Consider the following 20,442-nt stretch of genomic DNA (forward strand, 5'->3'; position numbering starts at 1 on the left):
ATGTTCCCGTCCGTCGCGGAACCACGACGGATCGAGACCCGCGATCGCACGGCCGCAGTGAGCTACGACTACGGCGTCACGCCGCGAGCTGGCTCTCGACCAGCTTGATCCAGTACGAGGTGCCGTAGACGATGGCATCGTCGTTGAAGTTATAGGCCGGGTGATGCAGCCCGGCGCTGTCGCCATTGCCGAGAAAGATGAAGGCGCCCGGCCGCGCTTCCAGCATGTAGGCGAAGTCCTCGGCGCCCATCAGCGGCGGCATCGACAACACATTGGTCTCGCCGGCGATGTCGCGCGCGACCCGCTGCGCCACCGTGGTCTGCTCGGCGTGGTTGACCACCACCGGGTAGCCGCGCTCGTAATCGATGTCGATCTTCGCGCCGGTCATCTGCGCGACGCCCGCCGCGACTTCATGAATCCGCTTCTCGACCAGATCGCGAACCTCGGCCGTCAGCGTCCGCACCGTCCCCTTCAGCTCCGCGACCTGAGGAATGACGTTGCGGGCGTTGCCGGCGTGGAATTCGCAGATCGAGATCACCGCCGATTCCAGCGGATCGATGGTACGCGACACGATCGACTGCAGCGCGGTGATCAGCTGCGCGCCGACCAGCACCGAATCGACGCACATATGCGGCCGGGCGGCATGGCCGCCGACGCCCTCGATCCGGATGTCGATCGCGTCGGTCGACGCCATGATCGGCCCCGGGCTGATCGCGAAGGCGCCCACCGGAATGCCGGGGCCATTGTGCATGCCGTAGACCTGCTCGATGCCGAAGCGGTCCATCAGACCGTCCTTGATCATCGCCGCGGCGCCGGCGCCGCCCTCCTCGGCCGGCTGGAAGATCACCACCACATCGCCGGCGAAATTGCGGGTCTCGGCGAGATAGCGCGCGGCGCCGAGCAACATCGCGGTGTGGCCGTCATGGCCGCAGGCGTGCATCTTGCCGGGCACCTTGGAGGCATAGGGCAGACCTGTCGCCTCCTCGATCGGCAGCGCGTCCATGTCGGCGCGCAGGCCGATCACCTTGAGGTCGCCGCCATTCGCCGGCTTGCGGCCCCGGATGACGCCGACCACGCCGGTGCGGCCGAGCCCGGTCACGACCTCGTCGCAGCCGAATTCGCGCAATCGTTCGGCGACGAAATCCGCGGTGCGGTCGACGTCATACATCAGCTCGGGATGCTGATGCAGGTCGTGACGCCAGGCCATGATGTCGGGTTGCAGGTCGGCGACGCGGTTGATCACGGGCATTTGGCTGACGGGGCTCCAAGGGCGGTTCATTATCCTGATACGGCAGGCTAGCCGGCCTGCCGCTCCGCAGCAACTGTACAGCGCCCCGGCGTGGGTCTAAGCGTCTGCGCAATCAAGAAATCGTGGATGCAGCAGCGGGACGGAACGGATGACGGCGCGGATAGAGGGCGAATTCGACTATATCGTCGTGGGCGCGGGCACCGCCGGCTGCATCGTCGCCAACCGGCTCTCGGCCGACCCGAATTGCCGGGTCCTGCTGCTGGAAGCCGGCGGCCGCGACAACTGGATCTGGTTTCACATCCCGGTCGGCTATCTGTTCGCGATCGGCAATCCGCGCTCGGACTGGATGTTCATGACCGAGCCGGAGCCGGGCCTCAACGGCCGGTCCTTGGCCTATCCGCGCGGCAAGGTGATCGGCGGCTCGTCGGCGATTAACGCCATGATCTCGATGCGCGGCCAGGCGGCCGATTACGACCATTGGCGCCAGCTCGGCATGAGCGGCTGGGGCTGGGACGACGTCCGCCAGGTGTTCCGCCGGCTCGAGGACCACTTCCTCGGCGACAGCGAGCATCACGGCGCCGGCGGCGGCTGGCGGATCGAGGCGGCGCGGCTGTCCTGGCCGATCCTCGACGCGGTCGCCGACGCCGCCGGCGAAATGGGCATCCCGCGCAGCGCCGATTTCAACACCGGCGACAATGAGGGCGTCGGATACTTCCACGTCAACCAGAAGCGCGGCCGGCGCTGGTCGTCGGCACGCGGCTTTCTCAAGCCGGCGCTGCATCGGAAAAACCTGCGGCTCGAAACCAGCGTCGTCACCGACAGCGTGATCGTCGAGAACGGCCGTGCGGTCGGCGTCCGCTTCCTACAGGGCGGCGTCGTGGTCGAGGCGCGGGCGCGGCGCGAGGTGGTGCTGTGCGCGGGCTCGATCGGCTCGGTCCAGGTGCTGCAGCGTTCCGGCATCGGGCCGGCGGAATGGCTCACGCCGCTCGGCATCGCCCCGGTGCTCGATCGCCCCGGCATCGGCCGCAACCTGCAGGACCATCTGCAGCAGCGCGCGATCTACCGCGTCAGCGGCGGCCGCACCCTGAACGAGATCTATCACTCGCTGCCGCGCCGCGCCTGGATGGGCATGGACTACGCGCTGCGCCGGCGCGGGCCGCTGACGATGGCGCCGTCGCAACTCGGCATCTTCACCCGCTCCGACCCGCATCAGGAGCGCGCCAACATCCAGTTTCACGTCCAGCCATTGTCTCTGGATAAATTCGGCGACCCGCTGCATCGGTTTCCGGCGATCACCGTCAGCGCCTGCAATTTGCGCCCGACCTCGCGCGGCGAAGTTCGTATCAAGTCGACCGCGCTCGACGCCGCGCCCTCGATCGCGCCGCATTATCTGACGACGGACGACGACCGCCGCGTCGCTGCCGACGCGATCCGCTGTACGCGCCGGCTGATGCAGCAGAAGTCGCTGGCGCGGTTTCAACCCGAGGAGTATCTGCCCGGCCGCGCCGTCGGCGACGACGACGCCTCGCTGGCGAAGGCCGCCGGCGACATCGGCACCACCATCTTCCATCCGGTCGGCACCGCCAAGATGGGCCTCGCCAGTGATCCCTTGGCGGTGGTCGACGACCGGCTGCGGCTGCACGGCCTCGCGGGCCTGCGCGTCGTGGACGCCTCGGTGATGCCGACGATCACCTCGGGCAACACCAACACGCCCACCGCGATGATCGCCGAGAAAGGCGCGACGATGATCGTGGAGGATGGCAAGTAAGCGCGACGATGAGTTCGGCGGGACTGAGGGCACCGCGGGCAGATCGTCATCCTGAGGCGCCGCCGCTCTCGCGGCGGCCTCGAAGGATGAGTCGCTTGCACCCGTGTCCGCATCCTTCGAGGCGCGCAAACGCGCGCACCTCAGGATGACGACTCAGAGATCGCGGAAATGCCTCGGGGGGAGCGGTCGCTCGCTTCCCTCAATGCGAGATCAGCGTCGGGATCGTCACTTCGCTCAGCAACGACCGCGTCACGCCGCCGAACAGCAATTCCCGTTTCGGGGAATGGCTGTAGGCGCCGAGCACCATCAGGTCCGACTGATCGTCGACGGCGAAGCGGCGAATCACCTCAACGACCGGCTTCCCCCTGGACTGCAATTGTTCGACGCGCACCTTCACACCGTGACGGCTGAGAAAATGCGCGATGCCGGCGCCGGGTTCGTGTCCATGCAGCGGATTCTTCTCGGCATCGACGACGACGACGGCAACGGAAGCCGCCGCTTGCAGGATCGGCAGCGAATCGGTGATCGCGCGCCGCGCTTCGCGGCTCGCGTTCCAGGCCAGCAGCACGTTGGTCGCGACCGGCCCATCGCGCCAGCCCTGCGGAATGATGAGATGCGGAACCCCGGACGACAGCAGCATCCGCTCCGGCGACCATGCCGAGGGCAGCCCGCCCGGCGCGGGGTGGCCCACCAGAACGAGGTCCGTGTGCATGCAGTGCAACTGCGCGAGATTGGTGACTTCGTCGTCGCGAATGACGCGGAATTCGAATGACGACGAGTCGCGCCCGGCCAGCGCCTCGAAGCGTTGGTTTGCGTCGGACAACGCCTTGCGTTCGGCGAGGCCGTGACGCTCCAGCATCTCCCGGATCGCGCCGCCGCCCTGAATGAAAGAGCTCGAGCGATCGTTCTGCCAGGCGTTCGGCATCACGAACGCACCGATCAGATGCGCACCGTGCTGCACGGCCAGCCGCGCGGCATAGCGAATCCGCGCCTCGCAGACAGCCGTCGGATCGACGAAGACGACCAGTGATCTGAGTGACATTCCGCTCGCCGTTGTTGGAGGCCGGTCGTCCCGCGACGCCTGAGCCGAGATTAGCCCAACAGGTCGCGAGAGACTTGCTTCAAGTCAAGCTGTGCGCCGCATGCATGCGGCGCCCTGACGCGCCCACCTGCGGGGGCGGGCTTCAGATCACGCCGACTTGCGCACCGCGTTGTCGACCAGCGTCTTGCCCAGCGACCAGATCGCGCCGGGGACCTTGTGGCTGGCGGCGATGGTGTCGTCGAAACCGCGCTCGATCCACTTGCAGTCGTCCTCGGTGATCGTCAGCGGCGGCAGCAGCTTGATGGTGTGGAGGCCATGGCCGGCCACCTGCGTCAGGATCTTGTGATCCCTGAACAGCGGCACGGTGATGAGCTGACAGAACAGCCCCTTGTTGGCGGTCTCCAGCATGGTCCACGACGCCTTGAGCCGCAGCGATTTCGGCGGACCGAACTCGACGCCGATCATCAGCCCCTTGCCGCGGACTTCCTTGAGCATCTCGTAGCCCGGGACCATGCGGGTCAGCGCCAGCCGCAGCTCGGCGCCGCGCTTGGCGGCGGCCTCGATCAGCTTCTCCTGCTTGATCACGTCGAGCGTCGCGATGCCGGCGGCCATCGCCAGATCGTTCTTGGCGAAGGTCGAGCCGTGCACCACGGCACGATCCATCCGGTTGAAGATCTTGTCGAAGATCGCCTTGCGCGTGAGTACCGCGCCGACCGGGACATGGCCGCCCGACAGCGCCTTCGACAGCAGCACCATGTCGGGCTCGACGTTCCAGTGCTCGACCGCGAGGAAGCGGCCGGTGCGGCCCATGCCGGTCTGGATCTCGTCGGCGACGAAGATCGTGCCGTAGCGTTTACACAGCGCGGCAGCGCCCGGCAGGAATTCGTCGGTGGGCATGTTGACGCCCTTGCCCTGGATCGGCTCGACGATGAAGGCCGCGATCTCGCGGGTCGACAGCACCTTCTCCAGCGCGGCGAGATCGTTGAACGGGATCGTGGTGACGCCCGGCAGCAGCGGCCCGAAGCCGCCCTGAAAATTCTGGTCGTCGGTCAGCGACAGCGCACCATAGGTCAGGCCGTGATAGCTGTGATCGCAATTGACGATGCCGGTGCGGCCGGTCGCCACGCGCGCGAACTTGATCGCCGCCTCGACGCTCTCAGCGCCGGAATTGGCGAAGAACACCTTGTCGAGATACGGCACCAGTTCCAGCAGGCGCTCCGCGAGGACGCCGGCCAGCGTCGAGACGTCGAGCTGCACCAGATTGGGTAGCTCGCTGTCGAGCACGCTCTTCAGCGCGTCGCGCAGCACCGGATGATTGCGGCCGAGTGCGAACACGCCGAAGCCGCTGAGCAGGTCGAGATAGCGGGCGCCGTCGCGATCGAACAGATACTGGCCGCTGCCCTTCTGGAACCCGACGTCGTAGCCGATCGTCTTGAGCACGCGCACGAGCTGCTCGTTGAGATGGCGCGTATGCATTGCACTGCGCTGCGACTCGCGGTCGGCGAACAGCTCGGCGACGTCAATCTGAGGGTATGGCATCGGCTACTTACGTCGGTTGTTGAGTGCGTCGTCAACCCAAAACGCGGGTTGCGTCGCTTTGACCCGTGCGTCCCGGCAAAGGCTTACAGCCCCCGCGCGAAACCTGTGGCAGTGCCGAGATGAACGCCGGCACAACACCCTGCCCGCAAGCGGTATAGTCCGATCCACCATCCGGGCGCCAGCCCCGCATCGGCAGGGCAGATTCCCGAACTTATGCTCGATGGTTCGGCGTCAATCGCGGCGGCCCGCCGGCCTCGGACCGGCAGGCGACCTCGCTGGCCTCAGAGGTCGGTGTCGCCGGTCTCGTCGATATGGCGCGGCTTGCCCATCAGCGCCGGCTGGAACAACAGCACCGCGCCCAGCGTCGTCAGCAGCGACAGCGCCAGCAGCTTGCCCATGCTGGCGGTGCCGGGGTGGCTCGAGAGCCACAGGCTTCCGAACGCGGTTGCGGTCGTCAGCGCGCTGAAGAAGATCGCCCGCGTCAGCGCCGATTGCAGCAGATTGGTGCGACCCGCGCGCCATGCAACCACATAGTAGATCTTGAATGCGACGCCGATGCCGAGCAGCAGCGGCAGCGCGACGATGTTGGCGAAATTGAGCGGCAAGCCGATCAGCGCACAGATTTCCAGCGTCACCGCGCCCGCGACCAGCAGCGGAACCAGCGTCAGCAGCACGTCCGAGATGCGCCGCAGCGCGAGCCACAGCAGCACCGAGATCGACAGCAGCGCCCAAAGGCCGGCCTGGATGAAGGAGGCAACGATGGTGTCGCCGGACTTCAGGATCGACACCGGCCCGCCGAGCGCAGTCGGCTCGGCCTGCAGCACCGCCGCCGCGAATTTGCGCAGCGTATCGTTGTCGTTCGGATCGCCGTTCGGCAGCACTTCGACGCGGACCTGGCCGTCCTTGGTCTTCCACGACGAGACGATGTCCTGGGGCAGGTTGTCCAGCGTCACCGGCTGCGCCTGCAGCAGGCTGCGGAGCTGATTGAAGGCGAGCTTCAGCGGCGTCACGAACACCGCCTGCGCCTGGTCGCGGGTCGCCTGATCGACGCCGGCGAGCGCGCCGAGCGCGGTGGCGAGCCGTCGGGCAGCCTCGGCGCCCGGTCCGGTGGCGTCGCCGGCGGTTCTGCGCAGCGCTTCCGCCGAGCTTTTCAGCGACTCGATGTTTTCCTGATCGGTCGGCGGAGCATCGATCTGTTCCGGATTCAGCGCCGGCTCCAGCACCCTGGCGCCTGCCTCGATCAGCTTCAGCTTCGCCGGCTGGTCGTCGGGCACGAAGGTGTCGAGCGACAGCGTCCGCGACACCTCGGGCAGCTTCGCCAGCTTGGCCTGGATCTCCCTGGCGGCCTGTTCCGACGGGGCCAACACATTGATGGCATTGGCACCGGTGTTCGGATCCTTGCGCAGATCGAGGAAGGTCGCGATCGACTCCACCTTCGGGCTGCGCAGATTGATCGGGTTGAAGTCGAAATGCATGTAGTAGAGCAGCGGCAGACCGGCCAATGCGACGCCGATCGTGCCGGCGATGATGCTGACGCGGTGAACTTCCAGGAAGCGATCGACGGGCGCCAGAAACGCGTATCCCAGCGGCTCTTTCTCGCCGGGCGGATTGAGCAGCTTGATCAGCGCCGGCAGCACCGTGATGCTGGAGATGAACGCGATCGCCATGCCGGCGCCGGCGATTTCGCCGAGTTCGGAAATTCCCTTGTAGGAGGTCGGCAGAAACGACAGGAAGCCGGCGGTCGTCGACATCGCGGCCAGTGACAGCGGCACCGCGGAATACTCCGCCGCCTGCGCCAGCGCCTTGTCGAGGTCGTTGGTCTTGTGGCGCTCGGATCGATAGCGGACGCTGAATTGAATGCCGAAATCGACGCCGAGGCCGACGAACAGAACCGCGAAGGCGATCGACAGCAGATTGAGCGTGTCGACCAGCATCAAGCCGACCGCGGTGGTGATCGCCAGACCGATGAAGAGGTTGGCTGCCACGGCGAAGATGATCTTCGAGGAGTGCAGCGCCAGCCACAGGATGAGCAGCACCACCGCGACGGTGCCGATGCCATTGACGACGGCGCCTTCCTTGACGGTGGAGAATTCCTCGTTGGCGATCGGCACCGGGCCGGTCAGCCGCACCCTGGCGCCGAACTGCTGCTCCAGCTTGAGGTCCGCCGCCGCCGCCCGGATCGCGTCAGTCGCGGCGCGCCCCGGCTCGAGTTCGGTGAAGTCGAGAATCGGCTTCACTTCGATGAACGCCCGCTTGTCGCCGTCGGTCAGCGGCTCGGGGCTGCTGAGACCGCGCCAGGAAAAGAACGCCGCGCGCTTGGCGAGGACGTCCTCGACGGTCTGACTGACCGTGTTGAACGGTGCGGCAGTCCCGTCGAGCGTGATCTGCCCCCGCTTGACGCCGAGCAGGCCGGTCTCGAGGGCCGCGGTGAGACCGCGAATGCTCGGATCCCCGGCCATGATCTCGATCAGCGGAACCGCCGACTGGAACTGGCCCGTGACCTTGGCGACCTCCTCGGTCGGCAGGAACAGCAGCCCGTTCCGATCGAAGAATTCGCCCCCCCCAAGCCGCTTGACGGAGTCGAAGTTCTTGCGATTGCTCGCTAATTTTTCCGTAAGGGCGGCCGTTGCGGCGTTCGCGAATTCCGGCGTGGGGGCCTCGACCACCGCCAGGATCAATCTTTCCTGATCAAATGCCTTCTCGAAAGCAATATCGCGCTTTCGCCAATCGAGATCCGACGAGATCAAATGATTGATATCGGTGTTGATCCCGAAGTTCTGGTAAGTATAGAAGCCGCTGGCGATCGCGAGAAATACGCCGATCAGCACAGTAAAAGACGCAAAACGGGTGCTGGCTTTCACAACGGAAACGATGGCACTTTTCAGCACATTTGCTCTTTCTATTGCTACCGGCTTGCCTAGAATGCGTCGGCTTCGCCGGGCATCGAGTCGATCGAACTGGTTTCTGCCTTCCAGCGACCAAAGACTGCGAAATAACCCATGAGGCCCGCGGGGTGTCGTGGCCGGAAGTAATCTCACTGAGCTGGATTGCCAAGGGCGTTTTGCACGCCGCCCATGGGAACCCTGCGACCCTTGCTCTAGCGGGTGTCCTCATACCAGCTAGATCATGGTACGGGAATTGCCCATAATGCGTCAGGAGACGGATCAATCATGAGTGTGGTGCCCTTTGTCTGACGTTCGCCCTCTCGAAGTTTTTCTTGCCCAGCCCCGTGGTTTTTGTGCCGGCGTCGTCCGCGCGATCGAGATCGTCGAGCGCGCGCTGGAGAAGTACGGCCCGCCGGTCTATGTGCGGCATGAAATCGTTCACAACAAATATGTGGTCGAGAGCCTGAAGGCGAAAGGCGCGATCTTCGTGGAGGAGCTCTCCGAGGTTCCGCCGAAGGCCGTGACCGTGTTCAGCGCCCACGGCGTCGCCCGCAGCATCGAGGAAGAGGCCGCTTCGCGCGGCCTGCCGGTGCTCAACGCCACCTGCCCGCTGGTCACCAAGGTCCACAATCAGGGCAAGCGCTATACCGCCAAGGGCCGCACCCTGATCCTGATCGGCCACGCCGGCCACCCCGAGGTCGAGGGCACCATGGGCCAGGTGCCCGGCCCGGTGCTGCTGGTGCAGAATCTCGACGACGTCGCAGCGCTGACGCTGCCCTCCGACACCCCGGTCGCCTACATCACCCAGACCACGCTCAGCGTCGACGACACCCGGGACATCATCGCGGCACTTTCAAAGCGATTCTCGGATATCCAGGGCCCGGATACGCGCGATATCTGCTATGCGACGCAGAACAGACAGTCTGCGGTTCGGGCCATGAGCAAGCTGGTCGATCTGATCCTGGTGGTCGGCGCCAACAACAGTTCCAACTCCAACCGGCTCCGGGAAATCGGCACCGAAGCCGGCATTCCGAGTTATCTGATTTCGGACGGCAGCGAGCTCAACCCCGAATGGCTCGCAGGCAAAAAGGCGGTGGGCATCACCGCCGGCGCGTCCGCCCCGGAAGTGCTGGTCGACGATGTGATCGAAGCGCTGCGCCGGATCGTCCCGGTCACCGTGTCGGTGCTGCCGGGCCGCGAGGAAAACATCGAATTCGTCCTACCTGCGGAACTGGCCACGGCCTGACCCTGAAAAGCCGGATCCGCATCTTGATGATCTGTACGAAAGAGAAGCACACGTAATGGCAATACCGTTTCACAAAGAGCTGGTGATCGGCGGCTATCTGCTCAAGCAGAAGCTGCTGGGCCGCAAGCGCTACCCGCTGGTGCTGATGCTGGAGCCGTTGTTCCGCTGCAACCTCGCCTGCGTCGGCTGCGGCAAGATCGACTATCCCGACGCCATCCTGGATCGCCGCATGAGCGCACAGGAATGCTGGGACGCGGCCGAAGAATGCGGCGCGCCGATGGTGGCGATCCCCGGCGGTGAGCCGCTGATCCATCGCGAGATCGGCGAGATCGTGCGTGGCCTGGTGGCGCGCAAGAAATTCGTGTCGCTGTGCACCAACGCGTTGCTGCTCGAGAAGAAGCTGCATCTGTTCGAACCCTCGCCCTATCTGTTCTTCTCGGTGCATCTCGACGGCCTCAAGGAGCACCACGACAAGGCGGTGTCGCAGCCCGGCACGTTCGACCGCGCGCTGAAGGCGATCAAGGCGGCCAAGGCCAAGGGATTCACCGTCAACGTCAATGCGACGATCTTCGACAACCATCCGGCCGAAGAGATCGCCAAGTTCCTCGACCTCACCGCGGAGCTGGGCGTCGGCGTCTCGATGTCACCGGGCTACGCCTACGAGCGGGCGCCGGATCAGGAACACTTCCTGAACCGCACCAACACCAAGAACCTGTTTCGCAAGGTGTTCGAACTCGGCAAGGGCAAGAAGTGGAACTTCATGCATTCCGGCCTGTTCCTGGACTTCCTCGCCGGTAATCAGGAATTCGAGTGCACCCCGTGGGGGATGCCCGCGCGCAACATCTTCGGCTGGCAGAAGCCGTGCTATCTGCTCGGCGAAGGCTACACCAAGACCTTCAAGGAGCTGATGGAAACTACCGACTGGGATTCCTACGGCACCGGCAAATACGAAAAGTGCGCCGACTGCATGGCGCATTGCGGCTACGAGCCGACCGCTGCGACGGCGTCGCTGAGCAACCCGCTGAAGGCGGCGTGGGTCGCGCTGCGCGGCATCCGGACCTCGGGACCGATGGCGCCCGAGATCGACCTGTCGAAGCAGCGTCCGGCTCAGTACATCTTCACCGAGCAGGTCCAGAAGACGCTGTCGGAGATCCGCCGCGACGAGGCCGCCGAACACAAGCGTCAGACCTCGACCGCGGCCTAACCGGGCGACCGGTCACGATCAAAGCGCGGTGGCAAAAGCTACCGCGCTTTTTTGTTTGGGCTGTCGACAGTTGAAGTCGCCGAGGAACTGCGTTCGGCGTCAACAACGACGGCGGTTCAATTCCTCAGCGTCTTCACAAGATCAGCTTTGACTTTGCTCGGCAGGGGAACGAACTGCATCGACCGGGCCGTGGCGTCGCCATGCGCCCAGGCCCATTTGAAGAATTGCAGGGCCGCCCCCGACGTTGCGGCTTTGGCCGGGCTTCTGGGGACCAGCGCAAAGGTGGCGGTGACGATCGGCCAGGATTGGTCGCCCGGCATATCGGTGAGATCGACGGCATAGTTGGGCACGGACCAATCGCCATTCTCGGCGGCGGCCGCGAAACTATCTCCGTTCGGAACCACGAAACGGCCCGCCTTGTTCTGCAACTGGACGGTCGCAAGATTGTTGGCGAGCACATAGGACAGTTCGGCATAGCCGATCCCGCCGGGGGTCATCGGCACCGTCGACGATGCGCCATAGCTACCCTTGACGCCGGCGCCGACCGGCCAATTCAGGGTCATGCCGATCCCCATCCTGTCGCGCCAGGCGTCGCTGGTCTTGGACAGGTAGCGCGAGATTGCGTAGGTGCCGCCCGATCCGCCGGCATGATAGAGCAGCGAAATCGCCAGCTTGGGCAAGGCGAGACCGGGATTGAGCTGCACCAGCCGTTTGTCATCCCACGACGCAATGCGCCCCATGAAAATGTCGGCCAGGACCGGCGCCGTCAGCCGGAGTTGGCCGGGCGCAACGCCAGGAATGTTGACCACGACCGCATAGCCGCCGGCGACGGTGGGAAACTGCAGGATGTCGCCCTCCTTCAGCTTGGCGTCGTCCATCGGGACGTCCGACGCGCCGAAGTCGGTCAGGCCTTTCAGGACCTGCATTTGTCCGACGGAGGATCCGGACGGTTGATAGTTGATCGCCAGGCCCGTGGTCGACCTCTGTTGTTCTGCCCATTTGAGGTAGATCGGAGCGGCGAAGGCCGACCCGGTCCCCATCACCGACGTCTCGGTGTGACCGGCGCTGAGGCCGGCCGCGGTGATGGCGAGCGCCACCGTGGCGATACGAAGTGCACGCATGTCCATTGTCCTTTGAGCTGCCGATGAAGCGATTATTCGACGCCGTTGAGGGCGAAGTCGAAGATGTCGTAGTTGCGCAGCACGCCGGTCGCCGCGCGTTCCCGGTAGCTCCGCGTGAGCGGGCGCGACACCAGGAAGGGCACGCGCTGCTCGCCGAGTCCGCCATGCGAGCGCAAGCGGTGGTTGCCGAGGGCCGACAAATCGTGGTCTCGGCGCCGCGCCCCCACCACCGTGGCGCGATCGCTGAACACCGCGAAGTCACCTTCGCGATCCGGCGGCAATTGGTAGCGCTCGCACACCGTGGCGCGATCGAGCACCAGTTCGATGCCGGGCAGCGAACGCGCATAGGCCATCATGGCTTTGACGTCGCAGGGCCCCAGCAGATGGACGCGGACGAAGCCGCCGAGCGCGCCGTGATGGCGAACGAACGGATCGGCGATCGGACAGATCACGCGCGCGGTGCCGGCCCCGAACTTTTCGTTCAGCGCGTCCTCGAGATAGATGACGTTCGGCTGTCCAGCCTCATCCGATTTGTCGGCCATGCCATGATCGGCGGTCAGCGCGACCGTCGCGCCGAGCTCGATCAGGCGCGCGATGCGGCTGTCGACCGCGGCGTGGAAGGCATTCGATTCCGCCTCACCGGGCTGGTATTTGTGCTGCACATAGTCCGACGTCGACAAATACATCAGGTCCGGCTGGGCCGTCTCCAGCAGCTTGATGCCGGCGTCCAGCGCGAACAGCGAGAGGTCGGCGGAATATTGATCCGGCTTGGCGCGGCCCACCATGTCTTCACCGCTCTTGAAACCGAGCGCGGTGAGATCGGCGGCGTTCGGGTGTTCGGACGAGAAGGCGATGCCGTCCATCTCGTAGGCGAGCACCTTCAGCAGCTTGTCCTTGGCGGTGACCACCGCGGTCTTGACGCCCGCCTTGCTCATGGCGCCGAGAATGGTGCCGCAGCGCAGGCGCCTCGCGTCCGTCACCATGATCTCTTCGCCGGTCTCGGCGTCGAGATAGTAGTTGCCGTTGATGCCGTGGACGGCGGGGGACACGCCGGTGACGATCGAGGTGTTGTTGGTGTTGGTGGTGGTCGGCACCGTGGCCAGCGCCGTGCCGACATAGCCTGCCGACCTGAACGCGGCGATGGTCGGCAACACGCCATCGGCAATCCCGCGCTGCAGATAGTCGGGGTCGAAACCGTCGAGACAAATCACGACGACAGGCCTTTGCGGCACGGCGTAGCTGCGCCCATTGGCCTCGATCGGAGTCGGCGGCCTGTCGGATTGAGTAGGTTTCGTCATGGTGTCGTCCCGGTGCTGAGCGCCGGCAATTGGGCCGGCTGATGCGCCCGGAGGTAGGCCGCCTGAATGTGAGAATCGATCGAATAAAACCTACAATCGTGTGAGAATAAGTCGTACATGAAGCGCCACTGATGTTGTCTGTTGTCACACGGAGGTCATGGTGAAAGAACGCGAACTGCCGCTGAGCGCGCTTCGGGCGTTTGCGGTCGCGGCGCGCAGCGACAGCTTGAGTTCGGCCGCCGAAGAACTCGGGGTCACCCACGGCGCCGTCAGCAAGCAGGTGCGTCTCCTGGAGGCCTAGCTGGGACAGCAGGTCTTCACCCGCGAGGGTCGCAGCCTGGCGCTCACGCCCTACGGTAGGGTCCTCGCGGAGCAACTCAGCCAGTCGTTCCGCGATATCGAGGCCGCCTGCCACGAAGTCCGACGCCGCCGCGGCAAGGCGGTGCTGGCGGTCGAGGCGCCGTCGACCTTCGCCATGTATTTTCTGATGCCGCGGCTCAAACGGTTCGAGACGGCGAATCCCGATCTGTCAGTGTGGATTTCGACGCGCATGACCGGACAAACGCCGGACGTCTCCTCACATGATCTCCTGATCACGCGCGGCAGCAGCGAGAGGATCGGGGGCCACTCGAAAGCCTCGACGCCACTGTTTGAAGAGAATCTGACGCCGGTCTGCAGCGTCGATCTTCTTCAGAAGAATCCCATCGACAAGCCGGAGGATCTTCTGGCGTTTCCCCTGATCACGTCAGCAACCCGGCCGGGGCACTGGGAAGCATGGCTTCAGAACGCCGGCATGCGCGACCATGTTTTCGAAGGCGGTCACCGTTTCGACCACATGTTCGTCGCGATGCATGCCGTGCGCGAAGGCTTCGGCTCGATCGTGGCGCCCAAGGAGATCTTCCCCGGCCAGCCGGAGTGGCGCCTCGTCTGCCCTTTTCCCGACCTCGTCGTGAAGGGCGAGAAGTACTTCGCTCACCCGACGTCGCGCGCGGATCCCCGCTATCTCCGCCGGTTCCTCGATTGGCTCAGGGACGAGATCAAGAGGTGACGTCGGGCGCCCCCGCCAAAGCGACTCGCGATGCGGCTCGGACCTGGAGCGCTCCATGGATGATTGAAGCGACATGGCCTTTCGCAAATGCACGGCTCCCTCATCCTGATGAGGAGCCCGGCGAAGCCGGCGTCTCGAAGAATGGGGACGATGCATGGCCCGCGGCACATGGTTCGAGACGGCGCTTCGCGCCTCCTCACCATGAGGTTGTGCCTGTTGTAAGCGTTCCAGAGGGCCAAGTCCGATTCGCTCAGGGACTTCGCTGAGAGGTCGGGTCGAGCCACCGGCCCGCTCTTCAGAGCTCCGCGACGAGGCCGCCGCCGATCACGGCGTCGAGCACGAAACTGCGACAGCCGCGCAGGCTGCGGAGCGCCCGATTGAAATCGATCCCGGTCGAGACCAGCGACCGGATCGACGTCGGGTGGCGCGCCAGCCCGCCCAGAACCTTGCGCAGATCGATGTCGCCATTCGGCTTGATCGCGGTGGACACCACCTGCGGCAGGCTGCGGCTGGCCGGATCGCTGATCACACGCAGCGCCGCAAATGGCAGCCTGGCGGCAGCGGCGTAGTCGGCGGCGATGTGGCTTTCCATATCGACCGCTGCGGCTCCGGTCTCCAAATGCAGCGCCGCTTTCGCACCGCGGGCCGCGACCACTTGCTCGACGCCGACCAGCCCGCCGCGCACCACGCGCTGCCGGCGCAGACCTGCGCTGCGCAGCAATTCGTCGCTGAGGGCGGTTTCGGACTGCCAACGGCGTTTGCCCGCCGTCACGTCGGTTGCGATCACGATATCGCCGGATCGCAACGAAGGGTCGAGACCGCCGGCGACACCGAAGCTGATGACGCCGCGAATCGACGAAGCATCGAAATTCGCCATCAACAGCCGCAACTGCTTCGGGTCGCTACTGCTGCAGATGACCGTAAGACCCGGCCCTTCAGCGATTTTCGCTTCCTGGATCAGCCCCGTCACAATCAGAACCGGTCGCGGATCTCGCTCCGCGGCCGCGTCGCCCCTAGCCCCCAGAATCACATTCCGACCCCTACGACCTTGCTGTTCGTGGCTCTCAAATTCCGATACCGCGCCAGCGCCCAGAGCGGAAAGAATTTTGAGTAGCCATGATATCGCAGATAAAACACCCGCGGAAAGCCCGTAGCGGTGTAGCGCTGCTCGTCCCACACGCCTTTTTCGGTCTGTGTGGTTTTTAGGTACTCAACCCCGCGCGCCACCGCCGGATGATCGACTTCCCCGGCAGCCATCAATGCTAGCAAAGCCCATGCCGTTTGCGACGCCGTGGACGATGCACTTTCGTAGCCCCTGTAGTCGAGCCGATAGCTGACCGCGTCCTCGCCCCAGCCGCCGTCGGTGTTCTGGACCGACGCCAGCCAGGCCACTGCCTTGCGCGTCGCCGGATCCTGATGGTCGACGCCGGCGGCATTCAGCGCGCACAGCACCGACCATGTTCCGTAGATGTAATTCATGCCCCAGCGGCCGTACCACGAGCCATCGGCAAGCTGGGTCTTGCGCAGATAGGCGACGCCTCGCGCCAGCGCCGGGCTGGTCTCCGGGGTCTCGCCGAGCTGCGCCAGCATCGAAACGCAGCGCGCGGTCACGTCCTCAGTCGGCGGGTCGAGCATCGCGCCGTGGTCCGAAAACGGGATGTTGTTCAAATAATACTCGGTGTTGTTCACATCGAAGGCAGCCCAGCCGCCATCGTCGCTCTGCATCCCCTCGATCCACTCGCGGCCGCGCGCGATCGCATTGTCGTAGGCCGCACTCGGCTGATCGCGGCGGGCGCGGTCGAGCGCCATCACCACCACCGCGGTGTCGTCCAGATCGGGGTAATGGGCATTGTTGTACTGGAACGCCCAGCCGCCGGGGCGGACGTTGGGAGCCTTCACCGCCCAGTCGCCCTTGAGGTCGAGCACCTGCTTCGGCACCAGCCAGTCCAGGCCTTGCCGCATCGGCTTGGCCGCCTCGGCGCCACCTGACTCCAGCAGCGCATGGCAGGTCAGCGCGGTGTCCCAGATCGGCGACACGCAGGGCTGGCAGTAGGCCTCGTCGTCGTGGATCACCAGCAGCAGTTCGATTCCGCGCCGGGTGATGGCACGCGGCGGATGGTCCTCGCCATAGCCGAGCACCTTGTACATCATCACGGTGTTGGCCATCGGCGGATAGATCGCGCCGAGCCCGTCCTCGCCGTTCAGCCGCTCCTCGACCCAGGCGACGGCGCGACCGATGGCGTAATTGCGCAGCTTCTTCGGGATCAGCGGCTCGATCACCCGCAGCACCGCGTCGATCGATCCGAACAGCGTGAACAGCCCCCAGCTCTGGTGCGGCGCCTTGGCCGGCATGCCGATCGATTGCGGGTCCTGCAGGAACAATTCATCGAGCCCGATATCGAGCTTGTTGACCGCGCGCGGCTTCACCGCCGCCAGCACCATCAGCGGCACGATCGTGGCGCGCGCCCAGTATGAGATCTTGTTGAGGTGGAACGGCGCCCACATCGGCAGCAGCATGATCTCGACCGGCAGCACCGGCACGCTGCGCCAGGTCAGGATGCCGAACATCGACAGCAGAAACCGCGTGAAAACGTTGACGTGGATGGCGCCGCCGCGCGACAGGATCGCTTCGCGCGCCCGCGCCATATGCGGCGCGTCGATGCTGTCGCCGATCATCTTCAGGGCGAAATAGGCCTTCACCGTCGCGCTGATGTCGAACTCGCCGTCGTGCACCAGCGGCCAGCCGCCATGCGCGCCCTGGGTCCGCCGCAAATAGACTGCGATCTTGCCCTCCAGCACGGCGTCGACCGGCTCGCCGAGATAATGCCGCAGCAGAACGTATTCGGCCGGAATGGTACAATCGGCCTCGAGCTCGAATACCCAATGGCCGTCATCGCGCCGATAGCCGAGAAGCGCGGCGCGCGCCGCATCGATCGAGGCGTCGAGCGTCCTGCCGCGCTCCGCACCCGGATTGGTATTGCCGGAATTCATTGACTTGCTAGTCTCCGTGCTTGTCGGCCGGCGCTCGCGCTCAGGCCTGACCCAGCGCCAGCACCAGGTCTGCGGCCCGGTTCCCGGACCGCACTGACCCCTCGATGGTGGCCGGCAACCCCGTATCAGTCCAATCGCCTGCGAGGAACAGGTTTTTCCACTGGGTGACCGGCCCCGGACGCAGGGCATTCTGCGCCGGTGTAGCCTCGAAGGTTGCCCGACGCTCGCGGACAATTTGCCACGGCGGTAGATTCGCCGTGATTCCAGCCACCTGACAGATTTCGGCCCAGATTGACGCGGCGAGCTGGTCGCGCGGGGCATCGACCAGCCGGTCGGCATTGCTGATGGTCACCGACAGCCGGTTCGGGAAGGCGAACAACCACTCCACCACCCCGCCGATGACGCCCGTCAGCGCCGGCACCCCGGCCGGCGGCGCGTAATTGAAATGCGCGTTGACGATCGCCCGGTAGGCCTGCGGCGTCTTCAGCCCCGGCAGCAACGAGGCCGCCGGCCGAGGCGGCACCGCCAGCACCACCGCATCGTCCGAGCCGACCGCGACCACGTCCTCGCCGCCGAAATTCAGGCCGCCGACGCGGTCGCCGGACGGCGCCAAGGCCCGCAATTCGTGACCAAACTGCACGCCCGGGCCGCCTCGCGCCAGCAGTTCGACCGCCGGCTCGACCAGCACCGCGCTGAGGCCGTCGCGGGCGATCAGCGGACGGCAGGCGTGGCCGCCGGCCAGCAGCGTCTCGCGCACGATCGCGCCCGCAAGCCCGGCGGAGCCTTCCGGCGGATCGACGTTGAGCGCGGCCAGCAACAACGGCTGCACCAGCCGGTCGTACAGCGGACCGCGGCACGGGATGGTGTCGCCGATCAGCTTGGTGGTCGGCGCCCACAGCAGCGGCGCCAGTCCGAGATAATCCCCGATCGAGGTGTCGGGCACGCGGCGACTGGCATCTAACAGCCACATCGGCAGCCGGCCGCTGCCGAGGTCGAGCTTCCAGCGCGCATTCGATCTCACATCCATGAAATCGAATTCGGCGCGCTCCGGCCCGACCAGCCCGGCCTCGGTGCCGATCGACCGCGCATAGTCGCGCGCGGCGTGGTTGCCCGACAGCAGCAGATGGTTGCCGTTGTCGATGACCAGATTGGTCTGAGCATCGAAATAGGAGCGGCAGCGGCCCCCGGCCTGCTGCATCGCTTCGTGGACGTGGACGGTCAGCCCCTCGCGCGCGAGCTTCGTGGCGGCCGCGAGACCCGAGATTCCAGCACCGATGACGTGAACAGTTTTGGGCATCAGACGATCGCGTATTGCAGCAGGATGGCGATCTTCGACGCCTTGCCGAGCTTGACCGGCGCACGCGGCGGCGCGAAGCCCCGCGCGATCAGGAGTTGAAGGATCGAAAAATAGTACTTGCCCATGATCCGCGGCGCCTTGACCACCCGGCGCGGATTGCGGCTCATCACCACATCGGCGGCGTCGAAGTGCTTCAGCGCGCGCGCCACCAGCGGCGCGCAGACGTTCGGCACCGCCGGATCCGCGGCGACGGTCGACGGATCGACGCTGGTGATGCCGGCGGCGAGCAGACCCTCGCGCGGCAGATACAGCCGTCCGAGGCCGGCGTCCTCGTCGATGTCGCGCAGGATATTGGTGAGCTGCAGCGCGCGGCCGAGATGGTGCGCCAGCAGGATGCCGTCCTGCTCGGGCAGCCCGAAGATCCGCACCGACAGCCGCCCGACCGCGCTGGCGACACGATCGCAATACAGATCGAGCGTGGCGTCGGCCGGTGCGCGAATGTCGGCCGCGACGTCCATTTCCATGCCGTCGATGATCGCGAGAAAATCCTCGCGCTTCAGGCCGAAGGCCCGTACCGAGCCCTGATAGTCGGCCAGCCGCGGCGGCGGGGCGCCGCGATACAGTGCGTCGATATCGTCGCGCCAGCGCTGCAGTCCGGAGGCCCGCACGTCGCGCGGCTCGTCGGAATCGGCGATGTCGTCGACATAGCGGCAGAAACTGTAGACTTGGAACATCGCCTCGCGCTGCGGACGCGGCAGGATCCGCATCGCCGCGTAGAACGAGCTGCCGACCGCGACGCCCTGATGCTCGGCGGGCTCCGACGTGGACTGCATGGTCATGCGCGCGGCGCCGGGTTCGAGACCGGCCTCTTGCCGAAGGCGCGGCGGCCGATTTCCGATCCGACCGCACCGATGGTCGACATCAGGAATTCGATCGGCTTCGGGTGCACCCGCTCGCTGAGCGGGTCGCGCACCTTGAGCATTTCCACGATGCGATCGGCGAACGCCTGGATCACCGAGACTTCGAGGCCGAGCCGGAAATCCTTGATCTCGGCCGCCAGCGGCCGGCCCTCGCCGAGCAGCACGTCGGTGCGTTCGGCGAGCCCCTGCAGGCAGCGCAGCAGCGCCGGCGAGGATTTCAAATGGCCGAGTTCCTCGACTTTGGCGCCGACCGCATCCAGCGCGTCGCGCGGCAGGTAGACGCGGTTGAGATTGCGATAGTCCTTGCCGCAATCCTGCAGATGATTGTTGATTTGCAGCCCGGCGCACAGCGCGTCCGAAGCCGGCCAGGTCGAGGTGCTCTCGCCATGGACGTCGAGCATGAACCGCCCCACCGGCATCGCCGAATAGCGGCAATAATGGATCACCTCGTCCCAGTCCTCGTAGCGCAGCTTGGTGACGTCCATCCTGAACGCGATCAGCACATCGAGCGCGTGGCGCGGCGGCATCCCGCGCTCGGCCAGCGCGCGGCGCAGTCCGACCGCCTCCGGCTGGGTCGTGCCGCGGCCGAGCAGTTCCGCCTCGAGCAGATCGAGATAATTCAGCTTGGTCGCGGCATCGAGCATCGCATGGTCGGCAATGTCGTCGGCGGTACGGACGAAATTGTAGAACGCCAGAATCAGCTCGCGATGTCGTGGATGGATGATCCACGACGCGACCGGAAAATTCTCGTCCCGGTGGGTCTTGCCGGATCGCAGTTCACTCGCAGACGTCATCGGCACCGGCCAACGCTTGTTTCGGACATGGATGTTTCCG

General features: G+C 65.5%; 16 protein-coding genes. 5 read left to right on the forward strand and 11 right to left on the reverse strand.

Annotated elements, in window-relative coordinates; genetic code table 11:
• Positions 1–76 precede the first annotated feature (76 nt).
• On the reverse strand, positions 77–1,249 hold the full coding sequence (locus ACTZWT_RS01405; RefSeq protein WP_444767933.1) for a M20 aminoacylase family protein: 1,173 nt from the start codon (positions 1,247–1,249) through the stop codon (positions 77–79).
• A 148-nt stretch (positions 1,250–1,397) separates the two neighbouring features.
• Between ACTZWT_RS01405 and ACTZWT_RS01410 the strand changes: the two genes are divergently transcribed.
• Positions 1,398–3,017 carry a GMC family oxidoreductase gene (locus ACTZWT_RS01410; protein WP_444767934.1) on the forward strand — a complete coding sequence of 540 codons (1,620 nt, stop codon included), beginning with the start codon at positions 1,398–1,400 and terminating at the stop codon, positions 3,015–3,017.
• Between the two features lie 199 nt (positions 3,018–3,216).
• Here the strand turns inward: ACTZWT_RS01410 and ACTZWT_RS01415 are convergent, their stop codons facing one another.
• The 3 genes from ACTZWT_RS01415 to hpnN all read right to left on the reverse strand — a co-directional run bounded on the left by ACTZWT_RS01415 (position 3,217) and on the right by hpnN (position 8,486).
• A complete protein-coding gene (locus tag ACTZWT_RS01415) occupies positions 3,217–4,059 on the reverse strand; it encodes a universal stress protein (RefSeq protein WP_444767935.1) in 843 nt (280 codons plus the stop codon).
• Between the two features lie 147 nt (positions 4,060–4,206).
• Entirely contained in the window at positions 4,207–5,598 is a 1,392-nt protein-coding gene (gene hpnO, locus ACTZWT_RS01420; protein WP_444767936.1) for an aminobacteriohopanetriol synthase HpnO, read from the reverse strand.
• 281 nt (positions 5,599–5,879) lie between these two features.
• Complete coding sequence (hpnN, locus tag ACTZWT_RS01425; RefSeq protein WP_444767937.1) at positions 5,880–8,486, reverse strand: hopanoid transporter HpnN; 2,607 nt, start codon at positions 8,484–8,486, stop codon at positions 5,880–5,882.
• A gap of 298 nt (positions 8,487–8,784) precedes the next feature.
• Between hpnN and ispH the strand changes: the two genes are divergently transcribed.
• Positions 8,785–9,729 (forward strand): 4-hydroxy-3-methylbut-2-enyl diphosphate reductase, encoded by a 945-nt coding sequence (gene ispH, locus ACTZWT_RS01430; RefSeq protein ID WP_444767938.1) that lies wholly within the window; start codon positions 8,785–8,787, stop codon positions 9,727–9,729.
• 55 nt (positions 9,730–9,784) lie between these two features.
• Positions 9,785–10,933 (forward strand): adenosyl-hopene transferase HpnH, encoded by a 1,149-nt coding sequence (gene hpnH, locus ACTZWT_RS01435; RefSeq protein ID WP_444767939.1) that lies wholly within the window; start codon positions 9,785–9,787, stop codon positions 10,931–10,933.
• A 116-nt stretch (positions 10,934–11,049) separates the two neighbouring features.
• Here the strand turns inward: hpnH and pstS are convergent, their stop codons facing one another.
• Both pstS and phnA read right to left on the reverse strand, forming a co-directional pair.
• A complete protein-coding gene (gene pstS, locus ACTZWT_RS01440) occupies positions 11,050–12,030 on the reverse strand; it encodes a phosphate ABC transporter substrate-binding protein PstS (protein ID WP_444767940.1) in 981 nt (326 codons plus the stop codon).
• Between the two features lie 56 nt (positions 12,031–12,086).
• The gene (phnA, locus tag ACTZWT_RS01445; RefSeq protein WP_444767941.1) at positions 12,087–13,352 is read right to left on the reverse strand and encodes a phosphonoacetate hydrolase; all 1,266 of its coding nucleotides are present in this window, start codon (positions 13,350–13,352) and stop codon (positions 12,087–12,089) included.
• A gap of 160 nt (positions 13,353–13,512) precedes the next feature.
• Between phnA and ACTZWT_RS01450 the strand changes: the two genes are divergently transcribed.
• Complete coding sequence (locus ACTZWT_RS01450) at positions 13,513–13,653, forward strand: LysR family transcriptional regulator (protein WP_444767942.1); 141 nt, start codon at positions 13,513–13,515, stop codon at positions 13,651–13,653.
• A 141-nt stretch (positions 13,654–13,794) separates the two neighbouring features.
• Entirely contained in the window at positions 13,795–14,400 is a 606-nt protein-coding gene (locus ACTZWT_RS01455) for a LysR substrate-binding domain-containing protein (RefSeq protein WP_444767943.1), read from the forward strand.
• Positions 14,401–14,695: 295 nt separating this feature from the next.
• Here ACTZWT_RS01455 and ACTZWT_RS01460 read toward each other — a convergent pair whose 3' ends face one another.
• From ACTZWT_RS01460 to hpnC, 5 genes are read right to left on the reverse strand one after another with little or no spacing between them, the layout of a single operon-like run.
• Positions 14,696–15,430 carry a phosphorylase gene (locus tag ACTZWT_RS01460; protein ID WP_444768446.1) on the reverse strand — a complete coding sequence of 245 codons (735 nt, stop codon included), beginning with the start codon at positions 15,428–15,430 and terminating at the stop codon, positions 14,696–14,698.
• On the reverse strand, positions 15,427–17,391 hold the full coding sequence (shc, locus tag ACTZWT_RS01465) for a squalene--hopene cyclase (RefSeq protein WP_444767944.1): 1,965 nt from the start codon (positions 17,389–17,391) through the stop codon (positions 15,427–15,429). The genes ACTZWT_RS01460 and shc overlap by 4 nt, the downstream gene beginning before the upstream one ends.
• A gap of 40 nt (positions 17,392–17,431) precedes the next feature.
• Entirely contained in the window at positions 17,432–18,688 is a 1,257-nt protein-coding gene (hpnE, locus tag ACTZWT_RS01470; RefSeq protein ID WP_444767945.1) for a hydroxysqualene dehydroxylase HpnE, read from the reverse strand.
• Positions 18,688–19,527 carry a presqualene diphosphate synthase HpnD gene (gene hpnD, locus ACTZWT_RS01475; protein WP_444767946.1) on the reverse strand — a complete coding sequence of 280 codons (840 nt, stop codon included), beginning with the start codon at positions 19,525–19,527 and terminating at the stop codon, positions 18,688–18,690. The genes hpnE and hpnD overlap by 1 nt, the downstream gene beginning before the upstream one ends.
• Positions 19,524–20,402, reverse strand: a complete 879-nt coding sequence (gene hpnC / locus ACTZWT_RS01480) for a squalene synthase HpnC (RefSeq protein ID WP_444767947.1) — start codon at positions 20,400–20,402, stop codon at positions 19,524–19,526. Before hpnC ends, hpnD begins: the two co-directional genes overlap by 4 nt.
• Positions 20,403–20,442 lie beyond the last annotated feature (40 nt).

Source organism: Rhodopseudomonas sp. NSM (genome assembly GCF_052445935.1).
Taxonomy (GTDB): Bacteria; Pseudomonadota; Alphaproteobacteria; order Rhizobiales; family Xanthobacteraceae; genus Rhodopseudomonas.

What these genes read in the sequence shown, in the direction of transcription:
- ACTZWT_RS01405 (WP_444767933.1), bottom strand. Translation starts at nt 1,249, where the DNA reads ATGCCCGTGATCAACCGCGTCGCCGACCTGCAACCCGACATCATGGCC.
- ACTZWT_RS01410 (WP_444767934.1), top strand. Translation starts at nt 1,398, where the DNA reads ATGACGGCGCGGATAGAGGGCGAATTCGACTATATCGTCGTGGGCGCG.
- ACTZWT_RS01415 (WP_444767935.1), bottom strand. Translation starts at nt 4,059, where the DNA reads ATGTCACTCAGATCACTGGTCGTCTTCGTCGATCCGACGGCTGTCTGC.
- hpnO (WP_444767936.1), bottom strand. Translation starts at nt 5,598, where the DNA reads ATGCCATACCCTCAGATTGACGTCGCCGAGCTGTTCGCCGACCGCGAG.
- hpnH (WP_444767939.1), top strand. Translation starts at nt 9,785, where the DNA reads ATGGCAATACCGTTTCACAAAGAGCTGGTGATCGGCGGCTATCTGCTC.
- phnA (WP_444767941.1), bottom strand. Translation starts at nt 13,352, where the DNA reads ATGACGAAACCTACTCAATCCGACAGGCCGCCGACTCCGATCGAGGCC.
- shc (WP_444767944.1), bottom strand. Translation starts at nt 17,391, where the DNA reads ATGAATTCCGGCAATACCAATCCGGGTGCGGAGCGCGGCAGGACGCTC.
- hpnE (WP_444767945.1), bottom strand. Translation starts at nt 18,688, where the DNA reads ATGCCCAAAACTGTTCACGTCATCGGTGCTGGAATCTCGGGTCTCGCG.
- hpnD (WP_444767946.1), bottom strand. Translation starts at nt 19,527, where the DNA reads ATGACCATGCAGTCCACGTCGGAGCCCGCCGAGCATCAGGGCGTCGCG.
- hpnC (WP_444767947.1), bottom strand. Translation starts at nt 20,402, where the DNA reads ATGACGTCTGCGAGTGAACTGCGATCCGGCAAGACCCACCGGGACGAG.